This is a genomic window from Flavobacterium sp. NRK F7 (assembly GCF_024054195.1).
In the GTDB taxonomy this organism is placed as follows: domain Bacteria; phylum Bacteroidota; class Bacteroidia; order Flavobacteriales; family Flavobacteriaceae; genus Flavobacterium.
This window is the reverse complement of the sequence record NZ_JAMXLB010000001.1, coordinates 2,620,246-2,639,153: the sequence shown is the minus strand read 5'-3', so window position 1 is coordinate 2,639,153 and position 18,908 is coordinate 2,620,246. Positions and strand designations below refer to the sequence as shown.

General features: G+C 31.5%; 16 protein-coding genes and 1 other RNA gene. 11 read left to right on the top strand and 6 right to left on the bottom strand.

Annotated features, from left to right (window positions below; all coding sequences use genetic code 11):
- Positions 1-5 precede the first annotated feature (5 nt).
- A complete protein-coding gene (locus tag NHF47_RS11970; protein ID WP_252765144.1) occupies positions 6-1,982 on the top strand; it encodes a thiamine pyrophosphate-dependent enzyme in 1,977 nt (658 codons plus the stop codon).
- Positions 1,983-2,016: 34 nt separating this feature from the next.
- Here NHF47_RS11970 and NHF47_RS11965 read toward each other — a convergent pair whose 3' ends face one another.
- Both NHF47_RS11965 and panB read right to left on the bottom strand, forming a co-directional pair.
- Positions 2,017-2,718, bottom strand: coding sequence for an RluA family pseudouridine synthase (locus tag NHF47_RS11965; RefSeq protein WP_252765143.1), 702 nt, complete (start codon positions 2,716-2,718; stop codon positions 2,017-2,019).
- Between the two features lie 23 nt (positions 2,719-2,741).
- Positions 2,742-3,560, bottom strand: a complete 819-nt coding sequence (panB, locus tag NHF47_RS11960; protein WP_252765142.1) for a 3-methyl-2-oxobutanoate hydroxymethyltransferase — start codon at positions 3,558-3,560, stop codon at positions 2,742-2,744.
- Positions 3,561-3,693: 133 nt separating this feature from the next.
- Between panB and NHF47_RS11955 the strand changes: the two genes are divergently transcribed.
- A complete protein-coding gene (locus NHF47_RS11955) occupies positions 3,694-4,122 on the top strand; it encodes a nuclear transport factor 2 family protein (RefSeq protein ID WP_252765141.1) in 429 nt (142 codons plus the stop codon).
- A 4-nt stretch (positions 4,123-4,126) separates the two neighbouring features.
- On the opposite strand, the gene NHF47_RS11950 is transcribed toward NHF47_RS11955, so the two are convergent.
- Positions 4,127-5,548, bottom strand: a complete 1,422-nt coding sequence (locus NHF47_RS11950) for an L-serine ammonia-lyase (RefSeq protein ID WP_252765140.1) — start codon at positions 5,546-5,548, stop codon at positions 4,127-4,129.
- A gap of 263 nt (positions 5,549-5,811) precedes the next feature.
- Here NHF47_RS11950 and NHF47_RS11945 point away from each other — a divergent pair, with 263 nt between their 5' ends.
- The gene (locus NHF47_RS11945) at positions 5,812-6,717 is read left to right on the top strand and encodes a metalloprotease (RefSeq protein WP_252765139.1); all 906 of its coding nucleotides are present in this window, start codon (positions 5,812-5,814) and stop codon (positions 6,715-6,717) included.
- Positions 6,718-6,920: 203 nt separating this feature from the next.
- Positions 6,921-8,807: a molecular chaperone DnaK gene (gene dnaK / locus NHF47_RS11940; protein ID WP_252765138.1), complete on the top strand. Its 1,887-nt coding sequence runs from the start codon at positions 6,921-6,923 to the stop codon at positions 8,805-8,807.
- Positions 8,808-8,914: 107 nt separating this feature from the next.
- On the opposite strand, the gene NHF47_RS11935 is transcribed toward dnaK, so the two are convergent.
- Positions 8,915-11,452 carry a zinc-dependent metalloprotease gene (locus tag NHF47_RS11935; RefSeq protein WP_252765137.1) on the bottom strand — a complete coding sequence of 846 codons (2,538 nt, stop codon included), beginning with the start codon at positions 11,450-11,452 and terminating at the stop codon, positions 8,915-8,917.
- Between the two features lie 264 nt (positions 11,453-11,716).
- Here NHF47_RS11935 and NHF47_RS11930 point away from each other — a divergent pair, with 264 nt between their 5' ends.
- The 4 genes from NHF47_RS11930 (at position 11,717) to NHF47_RS11915 (ending at position 14,912) form a co-directional block, all read left to right on the top strand.
- A complete protein-coding gene (locus tag NHF47_RS11930; protein WP_252765136.1) occupies positions 11,717-12,349 on the top strand; it encodes a hypothetical protein in 633 nt (210 codons plus the stop codon).
- 73 nt (positions 12,350-12,422) lie between these two features.
- A complete protein-coding gene (locus tag NHF47_RS11925) occupies positions 12,423-13,373 on the top strand; it encodes a nitronate monooxygenase family protein (RefSeq protein WP_252765135.1) in 951 nt (316 codons plus the stop codon).
- 4 nt (positions 13,374-13,377) lie between these two features.
- Positions 13,378-13,899 carry a DUF4442 domain-containing protein gene (locus tag NHF47_RS11920; RefSeq protein ID WP_256477029.1) on the top strand — a complete coding sequence of 174 codons (522 nt, stop codon included), beginning with the start codon at positions 13,378-13,380 and terminating at the stop codon, positions 13,897-13,899.
- A gap of 521 nt (positions 13,900-14,420) precedes the next feature.
- Complete coding sequence (locus tag NHF47_RS11915) at positions 14,421-14,912, top strand: hypothetical protein (protein ID WP_252765133.1); 492 nt, start codon at positions 14,421-14,423, stop codon at positions 14,910-14,912.
- Between the two features lie 28 nt (positions 14,913-14,940).
- Here the strand turns inward: NHF47_RS11915 and NHF47_RS11910 are convergent, their stop codons facing one another.
- Both NHF47_RS11910 and NHF47_RS11905 read right to left on the bottom strand, forming a co-directional pair.
- Entirely contained in the window at positions 14,941-15,639 is a 699-nt protein-coding gene (locus NHF47_RS11910; RefSeq protein ID WP_252765132.1) for a carboxypeptidase-like regulatory domain-containing protein, read from the bottom strand.
- A gap of 9 nt (positions 15,640-15,648) precedes the next feature.
- Complete coding sequence (locus NHF47_RS11905; protein ID WP_252765131.1) at positions 15,649-16,722, bottom strand: glutaminyl-peptide cyclotransferase; 1,074 nt, start codon at positions 16,720-16,722, stop codon at positions 15,649-15,651.
- Positions 16,723-16,811: 89 nt separating this feature from the next.
- On the opposite strand from NHF47_RS11905, the gene ffs reads away from it, so the two are divergent.
- From ffs to NHF47_RS11890, 3 genes are all read left to right on the top strand, one after another.
- Positions 16,812-16,910: signal recognition particle sRNA small type (ffs, locus tag NHF47_RS11900), an RNA gene on the top strand.
- Positions 16,911-16,988: 78 nt separating this feature from the next.
- The gene (locus NHF47_RS11895; RefSeq protein WP_252765130.1) at positions 16,989-17,987 is read left to right on the top strand and encodes an enolase C-terminal domain-like protein; all 999 of its coding nucleotides are present in this window, start codon (positions 16,989-16,991) and stop codon (positions 17,985-17,987) included.
- A 49-nt stretch (positions 17,988-18,036) separates the two neighbouring features.
- On the top strand, positions 18,037-18,840 hold the full coding sequence (locus NHF47_RS11890; RefSeq protein ID WP_252765129.1) for an SDR family oxidoreductase: 804 nt from the start codon (positions 18,037-18,039) through the stop codon (positions 18,838-18,840).
- The last annotated feature ends 68 nt before the right edge of the window (positions 18,841-18,908 follow it).

Here is an 18,908-nt window from a genome sequence, read left to right as displayed (position 1 = left end):
TTACCATGAACTTTGATAGAAAAGAGTTAAGCAATCCCGAATTAATAGATTTGTACAAAAAACTTTTAAAACCAAGAATGATTGAAGAAAAGATGCTCATTCTTTTGCGTCAGGGTAAGGTTTCTAAATGGTTTTCAGGAATTGGTCAAGAAGCAATATCTGTTGGAATTACTGCGGTTTTAGACAAAGATGAATATATTTTGCCCATGCACCGTAACTTAGGTGTTTTTACCACTAGAGAAATCCCTTTGCATCGTTTGTTTTCACAATGGCAAGGTAAAAAAACTGGTTTTACTAAAGGTAGAGACAGAAGTTTTCATTTTGGTACACAAGAATTTAAGATTGTAGGAATGATTTCTCATTTGGGACCTCAAATGGGAGTTGCTGACGGAATTGCTTTAGCTAATAAATTGAAGCAAAATGGTAAGATAACTGCTGTTTTTACAGGTGAAGGTGCTACTTCAGAAGGAGATTTTCATGAAGCTTTAAATATAGCTTCCGTTTGGGATTTACCTGTTTTATTTGTGATTGAAAATAATGGATATGGACTTTCGACACCTACAAATGAACAATATCGTTGTGAAAATTTAGCAGATAAAGGAGTGGGTTATGGTATGGAAAGTCATATTATAGATGGGAATAATATTTTAGATGTTTTTCATAAAATTACAGAACTAAAAGCATCTATGATTGAAAATCCGAGACCTGTATTATTAGAATTTAAAACCTTCAGAATGCGTGGTCATGAAGAGGCGAGTGGCACTAAATATGTGCCTCAAGAATTAATGGATCTATGGGCTGAAAAAGATCCGATTGCTAATTTTAAAGATTATTTATTTAGAACCTTTGTTATAAATGAAGAAGATGACGCTTTAATTAAAGAGCGAATTAAAGCTGAAATTGATCAACATTGGGCAAAAACGCAATTGGAACCTGAAGTAGAAGCGAATTTAGAAGAAGAATTACATGATATGTACGAACCCTATGAGCACGAACAATTCTTCCATTCTGATGTAACCGAAAATATTAGAGTTATTGATGCGATTTCAAGTGCTTTAAAATTATCCATGGAGAAACATGAGAATTTAGTAATCATGGGACAAGATATTGCCGAATATGGAGGTGCTTTTAAAATTACAGAAGGTTTTGTAGCCGAATTCGGTAAGGAAAGAGTTCGAAATACACCTATTTGTGAAAGTGCCATCGTTTCTGCAGCAAATGGTTTGTCAATAAACGGTTATAAAGCGATTGTGGAAATGCAATTTGCGGATTTTGTTTCTACTGGTTTTAATCCGATTGTAAATTTGTTGGCAAAACAACATTACCGATGGAACGAAAAAGCAGATGTTGTTGTAAGAATGCCTTGTGGTGGAGGAACTCAAGCAGGTCCTTTTCATTCCCAAACTAATGAAGCTTGGTTTACCAAAACGCCAGGATTGAAAGTAGTTTATCCAGCCTTTCCATATGATGCAAAAGGGCTTTTAAACACGGCCATTAATGACCCAAATCCGGTGTTATATTTTGAGCACAAGCAATTGTATAGAAGTATTTATCAAGATGTTCCTGTAGATTATTATACCATTCCTTTTGGAAAAGCTGCAGTATTAAAAGAAGGAAATGAAGTAACTATTATTTCTTTTGGTGCTGGAGTACATTGGGCTTTAGAAACCTTATCAAAGAATCCTGATATTTCAGCAGATTTGATAGATTTAAGATCCTTACAACCCTTAGATACGGAAACTATTTTTAATTCGGTGAAGAAAACGGGTCGTGTAATTATTTTGCAAGAAGATACTTTATTTGGAGGTATTTCAAGCGATATTTCCGCTTTAATTATGGAGAATTGTTTTGAATATTTAGATGCACCAGTGAAAAGAGTAGGTAGTATAGAAACGGCTATACCATTCGTAAAAGCATTAGAAGATCAATATTTACCTAAAAATAGATTTGAAACTGAATTAAAAAACATACTGCAATATTAAGATAAACAAAAAGGGGACAATTGGGTTCCCTTTTTTATTGTATGATTGCGTTCCAAATCACATCATTTGGAGTGGATGCCACAAAAACTAAGTTTTCTTTGGTTACAGGATGCATAATCTCTAATTTTCTAGCATGTAAATGGATGCCTCCATCCGAATTACTTCTGTCAAAACCATATTTTAAATCTCCTTTTATGGGACAACCAATTGCATTTAATTGAGATCTAATTTGATGATGTCTTCCTGTATGTAATTGAATTTCTAGACCAAAATAATTGTCCAATTTTTTAAAAATACGATATTCTAAACTGGCTCTTTTACTATCAGGAACTTCTTTTAGATATGCTTTTGAAGTGTTATTTTTAGGGTTTCTTTTTAGAAAATGAACTAAGGTGTCATTGGGTTTTGGAGGTGTGTTTTTTACGACAGCCCAATAGATTTTTTTAGTTTCTCTATTTTTAAAACTTTCGTTTAAACGGGATAATGCTTTTGATGTTTTGGCAAAAACAACGACACCTGTTGTAGGTCTATCCAGACGGTGAATAACCCCTAAAAAAACTTCTCCAGGTTTATTATATTTTTCTTTAAGGTATTCTTTTACTATATCTGAAAGAGGTTTGTCTCCCGTTTTATCACCTTGCACAATATCACCAACACGTTTGTTTATCACAATGATATGATTGTCTTCGTGAAGAATTTGTAAATTATCTTTCGTGGATATTATTTTATTAGACATTAAGTTTCTATAACTAAATTATCTTAATACTGCTCGTTTTCATTTGGAAAATCAACTGCCTTAACATCAGTAACATATTGACTAATTGCAGTGGTCATATCTTCATATAAATTCATGTATCTTCTTAAAAATCTTGGACTAAATTCATGTGTCATTCCAATCATATCATGTAAGACTAAGACCTGACCGTCTACACCATTTCCAGCTCCAATTCCAATGACTGGTATAGAAACACTTTTAGCTACTTTTTCAGCTAAAGCCGCAGGAATTTTTTCTAAGACAATGGCAAAACAACCAATACGTTCTAACATTTTAGCATCATCCATCAATTTTTCTGCTTCAGCATCTTCTTTTGCTCTAACCGTATAGGTTCCGAATTTATAAATAGATTGCGGCGTTAAGCCTAAATGTCCCATTACTGGAATTCCAGCATGTAAAATTCGTTTTATGGAATCCTTAATTTCACTTCCTCCTTCTAATTTAACGGCATGACCACCACTTTCTTTCATAATTCGTATAGCTGAACGTAAGGCTTCTTTTGGATCTGATTGATAACTTCCAAAAGGTAAATCTACAACAACTAAGGCTCTTTCAACAGCTCTAATAACAGAAGAAGCATGATAAATCATTTGATCTAATGTAATAGGTAACGTAGTTTCATGTCCTGCCATCACATTACTTGCTGAATCACCCACTAATATAACATCGACACCTGATGAATCAACAATTTTGGCCATAGTGTAATCATATGCTGTTAACATGGAGATTTTTTCTCCATTGTTTTTCATCTCAATTAATGTTTTTGTGGTAATTCTTTTGTAATCTTTTTTGGCTACTGACATAATATTATAGTATAGTTTGAGAAACTCTCGTTTTTAAAATCAAAATTCTTTGTAAAATTAAGATATTCTTAGAAATTGTAACTATTTTTAATAAAAAACTACTTATAGTGAGCAACTAAAAATTTGTAAAACAATGAAAAAGTTATTTTTTATATTTTTTCTTGTGGCCAATGTTATTCAGGCACAGGAAATAGAACCTAAAAATGTAATTGAAAATTTCTTTAACGGATTTCATAAAAAAGATACTTTAGCTTTACGTGCAACAACACATAAAGATATAGTGATGCAATCGGTTGCTAAAACCAAAGAAGGAAATAAAGTTACCACTGAATCCTTTTCTAATTTTCTAAAATCTATAAAAAGTTTACCTGAGAATTTGGTTTTTGAAGAACGAATCTTAGACTATAAAGTGCAATCCGATGGGTTGTTAGCACACGTATGGACACCCTATGAGTTTTATGTTAATGGTAATTTAAGCCATAAAGGAACTAATTCCTTTACTTTGGTGAAAGAAAAGGAGCAGTGGGTAATTATTCATATTATAGATACAAGAATGAGGTAATGGTTTAACAATCTGCTAAATTAACACCTACAGCTAAACCTCCTTCTGAAGTTTCTTTATATTTTGTGTTCATGTCTTTTGCAGTTTCCCACATCGTATTCACTACTTTATCCAAAGGAACTTTAGTATTTTTAGCATCTGTTTCTAAAGCTAATTCGGCTGCATTTATTGCTTTGATAGCTCCCATAGTATTTCTTTCAATACATGGAACTTGAACCAAACCGCCAATTGGATCGCAAGTTAGACCTAAATGATGTTCCATTGCAATTTCTGCTGCCACCATAACTTGTTCTGGTGTGCCTCCCATTACTTCACATAATCCAGCTGCCGCCATGGCACTAGAAACCCCAATTTCAGCCTGACAACCACCCATAGCTGCTGAAATAGTAGCTCCTTTTTTAAAGATACTACCTATTTCTCCAGCAGTCATTAAAAATTGTTTGATTTGTTGTTCATTCGCTTGATGATTTTCAATTACCAAATAGTACATTAAAACTGCAGGAATTACTCCAGCACTTCCATTTGTAGGAGCAGTTACAACTCTTCCTAATGACGCATTTACTTCATTCACCGCTAATGCAAAACAACTTACCCATTTTAAAATTTGTCTGAACTTTACTTCAGTTTGTCTAATAATTTGCATCCACGAATAGGGGCTATCATAAGGCAATACACCAATAAGGTTTTTATGCATATCGTAGGCTCTTCTTCTTACATTTAGTCCACCAGGTAAAATTCCTTCAGAATGGCATCCAATATACATACATTCCAACATCGTATCCCAAATACGCATTAATTCATTATGTATTTCAGTTTCAGTTCGCATGGATTTTTCATTCTCATAAACAATTTCCCAAACTTTTTTATTTTGAGATTGACAATATGCTAACAATTCTGAAGCTTTATCTATCGGAAAAGGAAAGGCGCATTTAATTTCTTCATTAGCAGCAGAATTGATTCTTTCTTCAACAACAACAAAGCCACCACCAATAGAATAATAGGTGTTTTCATATTCTGAATCAGTGGTAAAAGCGGTAAATTTTATTCCATTAGCATGAAAAGGTAAAAACTCTCTATTGAAGATAATATCGGTATCCACATGGAAAGGAATAATAATTTCATTTCCTAAAAACAATTCATTTTTATTTTTAATAGCAGAAATAATAACATCAATGCTTTCAACAGGAATATATTCAGGATCAGCTCCACTTAAGCCAAGCATAACAGCTAAATCAGTAGCATGTCCTTTGCCAGTTAGAGAAAGAGAACCATATAAATCAACTTTGATTCTATTGATATGATCTAAAATTTCTTTTTCTTTTAATTCCTTAATAAATCTTTCAGCGGCTCTCCATGGTCCTAAAGTATGTGAACTAGATGGACCAACACCAATTTTAAGCATATCAAAGACCGAAATACATTCCATGAGTTTTTTTTGTTTACAAATATAGAGTAGAAAATTAAATTTAGATTAATAATTACAAAATCTTAACGTGTTACATTTTTAAATGACCTCCTGTTTTTTGTTAATTTTTACGGTTTTTTAACAAAAAACATCGATTAAAGTTTGATTTTTATAGATATATGGTTTTTGAAGGTATTTTTAACTATTAATATAGATTTAATGTAATTTTAATATTAAAAAAATGCATAATATTGTCATATTAATAACCTTAACTATTTCAAACAATGAAAACAAATTTCAGAAATGCATCTCTATTTTTAGGAGCTTTAGCATTATCTACTATGCTATCATGTAGTAAAGACGAAGAAACAACTGTTGATTCTCAAGAAGAAGTTCTATCAGTTATTGACCAACAACCTAACGGCAGAGAAGGAGAATGCGGTTATGTTGATGGTAATTGGAGTTCATCAGCAAGTCTTTATACAAGTTTACCTAACAGCGGAAGTACTAGAAATTCTAGTTTAATAACTTCGCAAAATAGTGCTATTGCATCTTTTTGGGGAAGATCAGCTCCTACATTTCGTTATGTAAGAGATTTGTCTAACCCAAGTTCAACTTTTAATGCTATTTCATATAGTAATGGTAAAATTTATTTTGGAGAAGCTATCTTCAAATGGGCTTATGACAGAGACAACTCAAACTTAATTAATGTAATGATTTTGGCTCATGAATATGGTCACCAACTTCAATATGCATATAGATTACCAACTAGAAATGAATCTACAGCAAGAGCTGCTGAGTTAGAAGCAGATGGTTTTGCAGGATACTATTTAAGAAGAGGATATGGTAAATCAACTTTCGCATCTATTGCTACTGCTTATGAAGCGGCTTATGCTATTGGGGATTATTCTACAACAAGTCCTGGTCATCATGGAACACCTCCTCAAAGAAGATCGGCTGTACGTTTAGGATTCTTGTTTGCAGATCCACAAAATGCTAAATTATCAGCAACTAATTTTGACTATTACTTCTTCTATTACTATAATGGAGTATTGAATGGTACTTACAGAATGCCACAACCAGAAGGTATTGATGCTCAATTCCACGATTTCATGATGTCACACATGGAAGAATTGGGAAGAATTGCAAGAGGAGAAATGTCTCAAGAAGAATATACAAACTTAAGATAAGTTTCAAAAATCTCAATAGAATAAAGGTTGCCAATTGGCAACCTTTTTTTATACTTTTATGTCATTATGTCATTGTTGTTTTTTTTTAGCTGTCAAAAAAATGACAATTATTCAATAAAATTGTCTTGGCACAAAGATTGACAAATACTAAACAAGTTTTAAAGAATAAAATAAAAAACACACAATAAATTAAGATTAAAATTATGAGTAAAATTATTGGAATTGATTTAGGTACAACAAATTCATGCGTGGCAGTTATGGAAGGTGGTGAACCAGTCGTAATTGCTAATGCAGAAGGAAAAAGAACAACCCCTTCAGTAATTGCATTTGTAGAAGGTGGTGAAATTAAAGTAGGTGATCCTGCTAAAAGACAAGCTGTAACTAATCCTACTAAAACGATTGCTTCTGTAAAACGTTTTATGGGTAATAAATATTCGGAAAGCGCTAAAGAAGCTTCTACTGTAGCTTATAAAGTGGTTAAAGGTGATAATGATACTCCTAGAGTAGATATCGATGGTAGATTATATACACCACAAGAATTGTCAGCTATGACACTTCAAAAAATGAAAAAAACAGCTGAAGATTATTTAGGAACTACAGTTACTCAAGCAGTTATTACTGTACCAGCATATTTTAATGATGCACAACGTCAAGCTACTAAAGAAGCTGGTCAAATTGCTGGTTTAGAAGTAATGCGTATTATTAATGAGCCTACAGCTGCTGCTTTAGCTTATGGTTTAGATAAACAAGGTAAAGATCAAAAAATTGCAGTTTATGACTTAGGTGGAGGTACTTTCGATATCTCAATCTTAGAATTAGGAGATGGTGTATTTGAAGTTTTATCTACTAATGGAGATACGCATTTAGGAGGTGATGATTTTGACCAAGTTATTATTGATTGGTTAGCCAATGAATTTAATGCTGCAGAAGGAATCGATTTACGTAAAGATCCTATGGCTTTACAACGTTTAAAAGAAGCTGCTGAAAAAGCAAAAATTGAATTGTCTTCATCTGCGCAAACAGAAGTAAATTTACCCTATGTTACGGCTACGGCTACAGGTCCTAAGCACTTAGTACAAACATTAACTCGATCTAAATTTGAGCAATTGTCTGAAAATTTAGTAAAACGTTCTATGGATCCAGTAGCTAAAGCATTAAAAGATGCAGGTTTATCAACCTCAGATATTGATGAAGTAATTTTAGTTGGTGGTTCTACTCGTATTCCAGTTATTCAAGAACAAGTAGAAAAATTCTTTGGTAAAAAACCATCCAAAGGGGTAAACCCAGATGAAGTAGTGGCAATTGGTGCTGCAATTCAAGGTGGTGTATTATCAGGAGATGTTAAAGATGTATTATTATTAGACGTTACTCCATTATCATTAGGTATTGAAACTATGGGTGGTGTAATGACAAAATTAATCGAAGCTAATACGACAATCCCAACCAAAAAATCACAAGTTTTCTCAACAGCTGCAGATAACCAACCATCGGTAGAAATCCACGTTTTACAAGGAGAAAGACCAATGGCTCAAGATAATAAAACAATCGGTAGATTCCATTTAGATGGTATTCCACCTGCTGCAAGAGGTATTCCTCAAATTGAAGTAACTTTTGATATTGATGCGAATGGTATTATTAAAGTTTCTGCTACAGATAAAGGAACTGGTAAATCACACGATATTCGTATCGAAGCGTCTTCAGGATTAACTCCAGAAGAAATTGAAAAAATGAAAAAAGATGCTGAAATGAATGCGGAAGCGGACAGACAAGCAAAAGAAAAAGCGGATAAGTTAAACGAAGCAGATTCGATGATTTTCCAAACAGAAAAGCAATTAGCTGAATTTGGAGAAAAATTATCTGAAGGTAATAAATCGGCTATTCAAGGTGCTTTAGAAGAATTGAAAGCAGCGTATGAATCTAAAGATGTAGCTACAATTACTCCAGCTTTAGATAAAATTAATGAAGCCTGGAAAAATGCATCGGAGGAAATGTACAAAGCGCAAGCGGAAGGTGGAGCACAAGAAGCACAACCACAAAGAGAAGCTTCTGGTGACCAAACTCAAGATGTAGATTTTGAAGAAGTTAAATAATATTTCTTATTCAGAAAATAAAACCCCAAGTTTAAACTTGGGGTTTTATAATTTAAAAAAAACCGCTTACAATTTTTGTAAGCGGTTTTAATTTTATAAAATAATTATTATTTAGGATCTAAAGCAGCATCAATTTTAGATAAAGCATCTTGTAAATGAAATTTACTTAATCGGTCGCTAGTTATAGTTAGTGCCGTTTTAACTTCTCTTTTCAATTCAGATAACTGACCTCTAGCAATAGATGGAATATCCGTTTCATTATAATTTACGGTTCTTCTATTTAATGCTCTTGCGGTTTGTTTTCCATCTACATCTAAGGCTTGTATCAATTCGTTGATATATAACTTTTGTAAATTTCTTCGATATACATCAATAGCTTTACCCGTTTTTAATTCAGAAAAAATTCCTTTTCTTAAATCACTCATTAATTCATCTACCGAATAATTTTCTTTACTTAAAGAAGATGTTTCAATTAAACGAATCAATCTATCACCAGATAGTAAACTAGATAAAGTACTGTTTTGCAACGATTTTATAGCTTCAACACCACTTTCAGGATTAATTTTTGAAAGTATATTTTGATCTAAAAGCCATGCAGGTGTTGCAAATAAATTTTCATTTAAAAAGGTTACCGCATCATTTTGAATGGAACTTGGTACCACTTCATATTGCGGTCCTTCCATATCATATGTTTTTGGTGTTTCATAAATACCACCTACATTTTTAGTCACATGCCCCATGTATCTTCTGAATTGACCTACTAAAGAACCGTACAAATCTTGTAATTCAGTATAATCTTCTCCATCTTCTTTACTCCATTGTATTAAATTTGGTAGAATTCGTTTTAAATTTTTAATACCATAAGTAGAAGCTTTCATAGCATTATCTCCTAAATCTTCGGTTTGATAACGAGGGTCATACGGACTTGTCTCTGTTCCAAACCATAAACGACGGTTTTTATAGGCTTCTTTAGTCATAGTGTTCAGCAACGCTTTTTCTTGTGCTTCATTTTTAGCTCCATCAAAATAAGAATAACCCCATTTAATTGCCCATTTGTCATAATCTCCAATTCTTGGAAATAAATCGGTAATATTATCTTCAGGTTGTGCTACATAATTAAAACGAGCATAATCCATAATGGAAGACGTATGACCATTTTTTTCGATAAAGTCTTTGTCGCGTAACATTTCTACTGGAGTAGCATTACTTGCTCCCATATTATGACGTAATCCTAACGTATGACCTACTTCATGAGAAGATACAAAACGAATCAACTCTCCCATTAATTTGTCATCAAAATTTTTATTTCGAGCTCTAGGATCAACTGCGGCAGCTTGTACTAAATACCAATCTCTTAATAAACTCATTACATTATGGTACCAACCGATATGACTTTCTAAAATTTCTCCCGTTCTTGGATCATGAACATTTGGTCCATAAGCATTTGGAATATCAGCAGCAAAATAACGTAAAACTGAAAAACGAGCATCTTCTAAACTCATAGTTGGATCGTTTTCAGGCCAATATTCACCACGAATTGCATTTTTCCAACCTGCAAATTCAAAAGCTTCTTTCCAATCGTCAATTCCTTGTTTGATATAAGGCTTCCATTTGTCAGGCGTTGCAGGATCAATATAATATACAATCGGTTTTTTGGGTTCAATTAATTCCCCATTTTTCTGCTTTTGTGCATCTTCTTCATTTTTGGGTTCCAATCTCCATCTAACGGCAAAAACCTCTTTATCTGCTTTTAATGACTCTTCTTTAAAAACATCATAATCGTTTGCAAAATAACCAACTCGCTTGTCGAATGCTCTTTTTCGCATTGGTTTTTCTGGAAGTAATAACATCGATGTATTTAATTCTAAAGTAACCACTCCTGCATCTAACCCTGAAGGTAAATCCACACCAATTTTAGGGGTAGGGGTTCTAGAAATTTTAGGTTGTTCAGTTGAAAAGGTCTTTACACTTCTGATTTCAGTGTTAATCGGAAAACTTTTAATATCCTGAATAAAAGATTTGTCTTTTTGGAACGATTGAATACTTAACAACTGTTTGTTAATCGGGCTTAATGAAAAGGTTTGAACATCGGCATCAAAGGTACTATTCATATCAATTACATAACCTATATTTTCTTTACCAGATGCATCTTTTTTATACGCTAAAATGTCATAGTTACCAATAATAGGATCGGAACTAGAATTTTTAACAGCTCTAGCAATAGGTTTGTCTTCATCAGGAGACATAATTACATAGGTAATTGATCGTAAAAGAATATTATCATTTAATCCTTTTTCAAATTTTACAACTTGTCGGTTAATTTCCTCTCCTCCAAAAATACCACCTCCTGCAGGGGTTTTAGAATATCGAGTAATGGTCATAATTTCTTTTCCAATTAAAGAATCAGAAATTTCAAAAAGAAATTTTTTGTCTACTTTATGAACATCAATTAATCCTTTTTGAGTAACAGCTGAAGAATCAATAACTTTGTTATACGGTTTTGGACCCTTTTTTTCTTCTGGTTTTTTAGCTTGAGCTGTAGTAGTAGCTTTTGCATTCTTTTTTTTGTTTTTTCTTTGAGCGTGACTTTCCACTGCAAATACAAGTAGTAAGCAGGTGGCAAGTAAAGTTACTTTTTTTAACATAAATTAAAGTTATAGGTTATATTGGTTTTGTTTTCTCAAATTTATTTGAAAAAAAGTAGAATTATTATTTTATTAATAAATTATTAGATTTATTTAACATTTGAATAATTTTAATTACAAAAAAGAAGTTTTTTGTGTTTTATTTTTGTGTCAATGTTTTTCGTATTTTGGCAATCTTGAAAATAGACAATAAAATTCTAAATATTTAGTTTATAATGTTTTATTCAAGTTAGTTTTACCAATCTATAAAACAAAGCCTTAATTATGAAACAATTATTTTTAATTTGTCTATTAGTAGCAAGCACCCTTACTTTTTCTCAAAAAAAGAAAGCTACAAGTAAAAAAACACCAACCAAAACAGTTTTGGCAAAAGTGGATAATCTTACCGCAGAAATTATTACAGTTAATAAAAAGAAACAACTTGTTTTATTTGTTGTAAATGAAGGGGTTCAAGATACTTTACGCTTAAAAATAATTGAAAATACTAACTATACTCCTTTAAATTTTAAAATAACTCCTTTTTCAACAAGTAATGTGAAACTATATCATATTCATTGGGAAGAAAAAAATGCAATTAGTACCAAATTAAAGAAAGAAGATCAAGATATTGTAGAGTCTCAAATTTGGAATGTGGCAAAAAAGGAATTGTTGATTGGAAATGTTCAAAAATCAAGTCATATTGTTGAGACCGTTTTTTTAGATAAAAATAAAACGGCTTCTGAAACTCAAGAAAGAAATAGAAAAGAAGGTTTTGAATTTATTTTATTGCCAAATGGAGACTTAATTTTGAAGAATAAAACGCAACAAAACACCTATGCTTATAATGTGGCTTCTGATAAATATGAAATGAAAAAAGGTAGTGTTTCTAAAACGACATCTTCTCGAAAAAAAAGATAATCTTTTTTATTAAATAGTATGCATGCATACTATTTAATAAAACTTTCCTATATTTGAATAAAATTATACTACAATGGAAAAACCAAATTTAACTACAATATTAGGAATAAAATATCCAATCATTATGGCACCTATGTTTTTAGTATCCAATACTAAAATGGTGATAGAAGGAATGAAAAGTGGTGTTGCTGGATGCATTCCAGCTCTCAATTATAGAACTTTAGAAGAATTAAGAGCTTCCATTAAAGAGTTACAAGCAGCAAAAATTGAGGGTGGTAGTTTTGGTTATAACCTAATTGTAAATAAATCGAACGTTAAATATAAAGAACAGCTTCGCGTTTTATGTGAAGAAGGGGTAGATTTTATTATTACTTCTTTAGGTAGTCCTGAAGAAACAATTCGAGAGGCACATAAGGTGGGAATAAAAGTTTTTTGTGATGTTACCGATTTGAATTTTGCAAAAAAAGTAGAAAGTTTACAAGCTGATGCTTTAATCGCAGTAAATAATCAAGCAGGTGGTCACAGAGGAAATATTAGTCCGGAAGAATTAATAAAGCAGTTAAATGAGGGTACTTCATTGCCCGTTATTTCTGCTGGTGGAGTAGGTAGTAAAGAAGAGTTAGATTCTATGTTGCGTTATGGTGCTATTGGTGTTTCTGTGGGAAGTCCTTTTATAGCCTCAATTGAAGCAGGTGTTTCCGATGAGTACAAACAAGCATGTGTAGAGTATGGAGAAAAGGATATTGTAATGACGGAGCGAATTTCCGGAACTCCATGTACTGTTATCAATACACCTTATGTTCAAAAAGTAGGAACCAAACAAAGTTGGTTAGAACGTATTTTAAATAAAAATAAATCCTTAAAAAAGTGGGTTAAAATGGTTCGTTTTTACATTGGAATGAAAGCAACTGAAAAAGCAGCAAAACAAGTAACCTATAAAACGGTTTGGGTGGCAGGACCAAGTATAGAACATACCAAAGCTATTTTACCTGTAAAAGACATTGTGTCACATTTAACAGTATAATGTGATGTATGACGCTCTATTTCAATTTTTGAATCGGTTTTTTAAAAAAGCAACGTTATTTAAAATCCTTTTCAATTTATCTCCCATGTACCGAAGAAGTTGTGGAAAAATTCTAACGGTTTCCGAAGATTTGCATCAAGTAAAAGTGGTTATTCGATTAAGTTATAAAAACAAGAATTATGTTGGTTCTATGTTTGGAGGAAGTTTGTTTGCTGCGACTGATCCTATTTATATGATTCAGTTAATGCAAATTTTAGGGAAAGAATATGTGGTTTGGGACAAAGCAACCGAAATTAAATTTAAAAGACCTGTGTATAAAAAGGCTTATGTGACTTTTCAGTTTACTCCAGATGAGATTCAATATATAATGGAAAGAGTAGCACAAGAAAAGGAAATGGATTTAATAAAGCTATTGAATATCACTGATGCAGATGGGAAAGTGTATACTGAAATTGCTAAGACCATTTATATAAGTTCTAAAGTATATTACAAAGAGAAAAGAGCAAAAAAGAAAGAATTGATATAATATTAAGTCCAACTATACTTTTAAAAAGCAAAAATAAATTAACATTATTTTTGCTTTTTTGCTTTTAAAAGTGATTAAATTTACTTTAGCAAATTGGTTCCAAATGAAAAAGTATCTGTTGTACTTTATTTTAATATATCTTTTTTCGTTTTTATTAAATAAGAGCGAAAATAATATTACAAATCAAAACCAATTTGTACCTTCTCATCAAGATCAATATCATTTCACGTCTAAAAGTACTCTTACTTCACTTTTAGTTGAAAATCCAAATTTTTTTATTGAAGAGGTTAACGAAATCTTTGTTGAAAGTAAAGTTGATTCCCCTTTTTTAAATTATTTTACAACATCTATAGTAAACAAGGAGTTGTTTTTTTCTTTTTTAAATACTTTAAATGAAAAAAATCAAAATCACAATCTTGTTGCTTTTTCAAAGTTTCAAATTATTTTTCCATTTCATAGTTTTTGGTAAAAAGAATTATTTTTTAGTAAAAAAAGAATAATTAATCAAAACTTAAATTAAAATGGATATATATAGTAGCCTAATGGGTATATTGTTTTTTGTACTAATATTTATACCTATTCTCTTAATCAATAATAAATTAAATAAAAAAAGAAAACGTCTTATAAACACTTTAAATGAATTTGCTGCTCAAGAAAATAAACGAGTACTTGAATTTGATACTTGGACAGATAACTCCATTATTGGTATGAGTACCGATAAGGAATATCTTTTCTTTATTAGAGACAAAAATGACTATCATACCAAACTTAAAATTCCTGTAAACCAAATTAAAAACAGTTATACTAATCAGCAAAAGAATAACTCCAAGTCAGTTGCACTTTTAGAATTAATTTTGGAAATGCAAGATCAAAACGAGAACATTCGTTTGGAGTTTTTTAAAGCGGATAAGAACGATTTTATAATGGGAGAAGAACTGCGTATTGCTAAAAAATGGGTTTCAAAAATAACGGAAGATTTTCCTAAACCAAGAATATTATTGTATAACATATAAAAAAAAGGGAGTTGAAACTCCCTTTTTTTTATCGAAATAGATTTCCTATTTTATGAAAGATTCTACCGAAGAAACTTCTTTTAACAAAAGCACCTCCTGCAACTACAATTGTTTCATCCTCAATTATCATGTCTTCTTCTAAAATAATTTTATATTCATTTTTGTTTTGAATAATTACTTCTTCGTAAGTCTTGTAACCAATATAATTAACTACCAAGGTGTCACCAAGTTTCGCTTTTATTGAAAAGTTGCCATTAAAATCTGAAGTTGCAAAATGTTGTTTATTTTTAATAAATATGGATGCATGGGCTAATGGACCATATGAATCATTAATAGAACCAATTATAATTGGATCCAAATTATTTGAAGAATTAATTTTATTAAAATTAACGTTTGTATCCGTTTGGACAATTTTAACAGGTTCTCCTTGAGAAAAAGCCTCTTGTGTAGCCAAACTTAAAAATCCAGTTAAGGTTGCTAAAGCCAACCATTTCTTTCTTTTTTGATTGGGTTTTTCAATGGTTCGATTTAATTGACTTTTCAAAAAACGACCACATAAATTGTCATTATCATCAATAGCAGCAATGATTTGTGTATCTGTAGCGTTCGTAAAATCATATACTTTTTTCTGACAACTAGAACAAAACCTCCCTTTTTCCACTTTTGTCATAGCCAGCCAATTTTCATGACAAGGAGTGGGGATATTTATTTTAATTTTAGTTGCCATCAATGAATTTTAATCAAGAACAATTTCGAATGTTTTATCCCAATTTTTACCCGTTACAAAAACAGTTTTTGTTTTTGGGTTATACGCAATACCATTTAAAACATCTACATCTGGATGTTGTGTAATCTTTGTTTTTAAATCACTCAAATTCATGATACCTTCAACAGCACCATTTTTTGGATTAATAACTGCAATGGCATCTCTACCATAGACATTGGCCCATATTTTTCCATCAATCCATTCCAATTCATTAAGTGCTTCAATTTTAGATTTCTTAGTATAAACATTAATATAATCTACTTCTTGAAGCGTTTCTGGATCCAATACGTAAATTTTCTCACTACCTTCACTCATGTAAATATGCTTTCCATCATTGGTTAAACCCCAACCTTGCATTTGTTTAAAATATTTAAAGGTTTTTATTTTTTCAAAGGTATCTGCATTATAAACATAACCTTCATTATTCAACCAAGTTAATTGGTACACTTTATTATTTAAGATGGTAATCCCTTCACCAAAATATTCTTGTCCTAGCGGTACTGTTTTATAAACTTCACCTGTTTTATAATTGGTTTTACGCAAGCTAGAAATACCTCTAGTTCCTGTTCCTTTCCCTTCACCATTTCCTGTCCCTTCATAAAGCGTATCTCGATAGAATTCGAAACCTTGTGTGTAAGCTTTATTATCATGAGGATACGTATTTACAATTTTATATTTTAATTCTTTTGGATTGACATTTGAAGCTACCATAAAATTGGCATTGGCTTCATAGAAAGTTTCATTTGCGTATACAATCGCTTTTACACCTTGGTACCCTAATTTTTGATTCTTTAAATCAAATGGAAAAGAAGCATTGTTTTTTACTGACCCAATTTTATTGTCATTTATAAAATAGACTACCGAATCAATTGTTTCGTTATTTTCATTTTTTAGCACTAAATTAACGCGTTCATTTAGTTGATAAACCTGCTTTAGAGCAGAAGTATCAATAGAAAATAAATTTTTTTCATCATTTTTGTTATTCCCACAAGAATTGATAAAAAGGCTTAATAGTATGAAAGCGAATGGCTTAAGATTCATCATTACAGTAAAATTTTATTAGTACAATATACAACGATTTTTTAAAGTTACAATTGTCCTTGCAAAAATATAAAATGTTTGTATATTTGCACCGGCAAGTCCTACACGACCAGCTCCTGCAGACTCCCCCAGGGTGGGAACGCAGCAAGGGTAAGCGGTTGTAGCGGTGCGATGTAGGTCGCTTGCCATTTTTTTATTTCTCCATCTTTTTTGCATTTCTTTAGTCTCCTTTCTGGGGATTTTTTATTTTTATGCCAATTCTAAAAATTATGAAATTACGTTGGCAGCTCGTTCAATTGCAATTAAAAGAAACCTTTACTATTAGTTATGGTGCCTACACTTATAGAGAAGCTATAATAGTTACTTTAAGTCAAAACGGCATTTCTGGTTATGGCGAATGTACAGCAATTGATTATTATGGCATCCAATCAAAAGATTTAATAGATTCACTCACCCGAATTCAATCTCAGATTGAGAAACAAACCATTCAACACCCTATTTTGTTTTACGATTTTTTAAAACAACTTAATTTGTCTACTTTTTTAACTTCCGCTTTAGATTGCGCTTATTGGGATTTATTTGGTAAGTTAGAGCATAAAAATTTTTTAAGTCTTAATGACCTATCGTATACAATACTTCCAGAATCTTCTTTAACCATAAGTATTGCTTCAGTTGAAGAACAAATTGAAAAAATCAATACATTCCATTGGCAAAAATTTAAAGTAAAATGTAATACGTGTAATCTTGATTCAATTGAAGCACTATTAGAAACAGATAAAGAAATCGCTTTGGATGCTAATGGTAGTTTTTCGATTGAAGATTGCAAACTATTAGAAGATCATACTCTTGCTGAAAGATTGCATTATATTGAACAACCGATGCCTATTGGTTATTCCAATTTCGTTCAATTAAATGCTTCCAAAAAAGCGAATTGGATGGCTGATGAAGATTGTCAAGAAAAGGAAGGTTTATCTCGGTTAATTTCTCATTATAAAACAATCAATATCAAATTAGTTAAAGTGGGTGGTTTAACTCCTGCTTTAGAATTGATTCGTGAAGCTAAAAAAAATAATTTTAAAATTATGATTGGTTGTATGACAGAAAGTACTGTTGGTATTTCAGCTGGAGCAGTTCTAACTCCATTTGCAGATTATGTAGATTTAGATGGAGCCAATTTAATTGCGAATGATTTAGCTGATGGAACTACTATTGATAAAGGTAAAATTCTATTGTCTGAAAAATCGGGTTTAGGAATTTGTATGAAATAGTTTTAAATAACCTATTAAAAGTTTTAATTTCGCACTTTAAATGTAAAAAATGAGCAAAGTTATTTTTATTACAGGAGCTTCCTCAGGAATTGGTAAAGCCATAGGAGAATATTTATTAGATAAAGGATATATTGTTTATGGTACTAGTAGAAATCCGGAAAGAATTTCCAATTCGAGAATTCCTTTATTAGCTTTAGATGTAAGAAATGCAGAAAGTATTCATAAAGCAGTTTCAGAATTAATTGCTAAAGAAGATAGGATTGATGTATTGATAAATAATGCAGGTGTAGGAATTACTGGGCCATTGGAGGAAATTCCAAGCGATGAAATAAAAAATAATTTTGAAACTAATTTGTTTGGCCCAATTGAAGCTATGAAAGCGGTTTTACCACAAATGCGTAAGCAAAAGAGTGGATTAATAATAAATGTAACATCAATTGCAGGTTATATGGGATTACCTTTTAGAGGTGTCTATTCGGCTTCTAAAGGTGCCTTGGAGTTAATTACTGAAGCGATGAATATGGAAGTACAATCTTTTGGAATTCGAATTACAAATGTAGCTCCTGGTGATTTTGCAACCAATATTGCTGCAGGAAGATATCACGCACCCGTTATAGAAGGATCAGCTTATAAAAAAACATATGGAATGACATTGTCAATGATGAATGAGCATGTTGATACAGGTAGTGATCCAAAACAAATGGCTGAAATAGTTTTAAAAATTATAAACGCCAAAAATCCAAAAATTCATTATCGAGTAGGGGCTTTTATGCAAAAGTTTTCTATTGTTTTAAAGAGAATATTGCCAGATACCGTTTATGAACGCTTATTGATGAATCATTATAAGTTGTAATATTTATTTCGAAATCTGAAGAAATAAATTGTAATTTTGCATTTTTAAACAACACACTTAGTAAATAA

Coding starts and splice junctions, on each gene's coding strand:
- panB (WP_252765142.1), bottom strand. CDS start 3,560: ATGTCAGTAGCCAAAAAAGATTACAAAAGAATTACCACAAAAACATTA.
- NHF47_RS11935 (WP_252765137.1), bottom strand. CDS start 11,452: ATGTTAAAAAAAGTAACTTTACTTGCCACCTGCTTACTACTTGTATTT.
- dnaK (WP_252765138.1), top strand. CDS start 6,921: ATGAGTAAAATTATTGGAATTGATTTAGGTACAACAAATTCATGCGTG.
- NHF47_RS11930 (WP_252765136.1), top strand. CDS start 11,717: ATGAAACAATTATTTTTAATTTGTCTATTAGTAGCAAGCACCCTTACT.
- NHF47_RS11915 (WP_252765133.1), top strand. CDS start 14,421: ATGGATATATATAGTAGCCTAATGGGTATATTGTTTTTTGTACTAATA.
- NHF47_RS11910 (WP_252765132.1), bottom strand. CDS start 15,639: ATGGCAACTAAAATTAAAATAAATATCCCCACTCCTTGTCATGAAAAT.
- NHF47_RS11890 (WP_252765129.1), top strand. CDS start 18,037: ATGAGCAAAGTTATTTTTATTACAGGAGCTTCCTCAGGAATTGGTAAA.
- NHF47_RS11970 (WP_252765144.1), top strand. CDS start 6: ATGAACTTTGATAGAAAAGAGTTAAGCAATCCCGAATTAATAGATTTG.
- NHF47_RS11895 (WP_252765130.1), top strand. CDS start 16,989: ATGAAATTACGTTGGCAGCTCGTTCAATTGCAATTAAAAGAAACCTTT.
- NHF47_RS11905 (WP_252765131.1), bottom strand. CDS start 16,722: ATGATGAATCTTAAGCCATTCGCTTTCATACTATTAAGCCTTTTTATC.
- NHF47_RS11965 (WP_252765143.1), bottom strand. CDS start 2,718: ATGTCTAATAAAATAATATCCACGAAAGATAATTTACAAATTCTTCAC.
- NHF47_RS11920 (WP_256477029.1), top strand. CDS start 13,378: ATGTATGACGCTCTATTTCAATTTTTGAATCGGTTTTTTAAAAAAGCA.
- NHF47_RS11925 (WP_252765135.1), top strand. CDS start 12,423: ATGGAAAAACCAAATTTAACTACAATATTAGGAATAAAATATCCAATC.
- NHF47_RS11945 (WP_252765139.1), top strand. CDS start 5,812: ATGAAAACAAATTTCAGAAATGCATCTCTATTTTTAGGAGCTTTAGCA.
- NHF47_RS11950 (WP_252765140.1), bottom strand. CDS start 5,548: ATGGAATGTATTTCGGTCTTTGATATGCTTAAAATTGGTGTTGGTCCA.
- NHF47_RS11955 (WP_252765141.1), top strand. CDS start 3,694: ATGAAAAAGTTATTTTTTATATTTTTTCTTGTGGCCAATGTTATTCAG.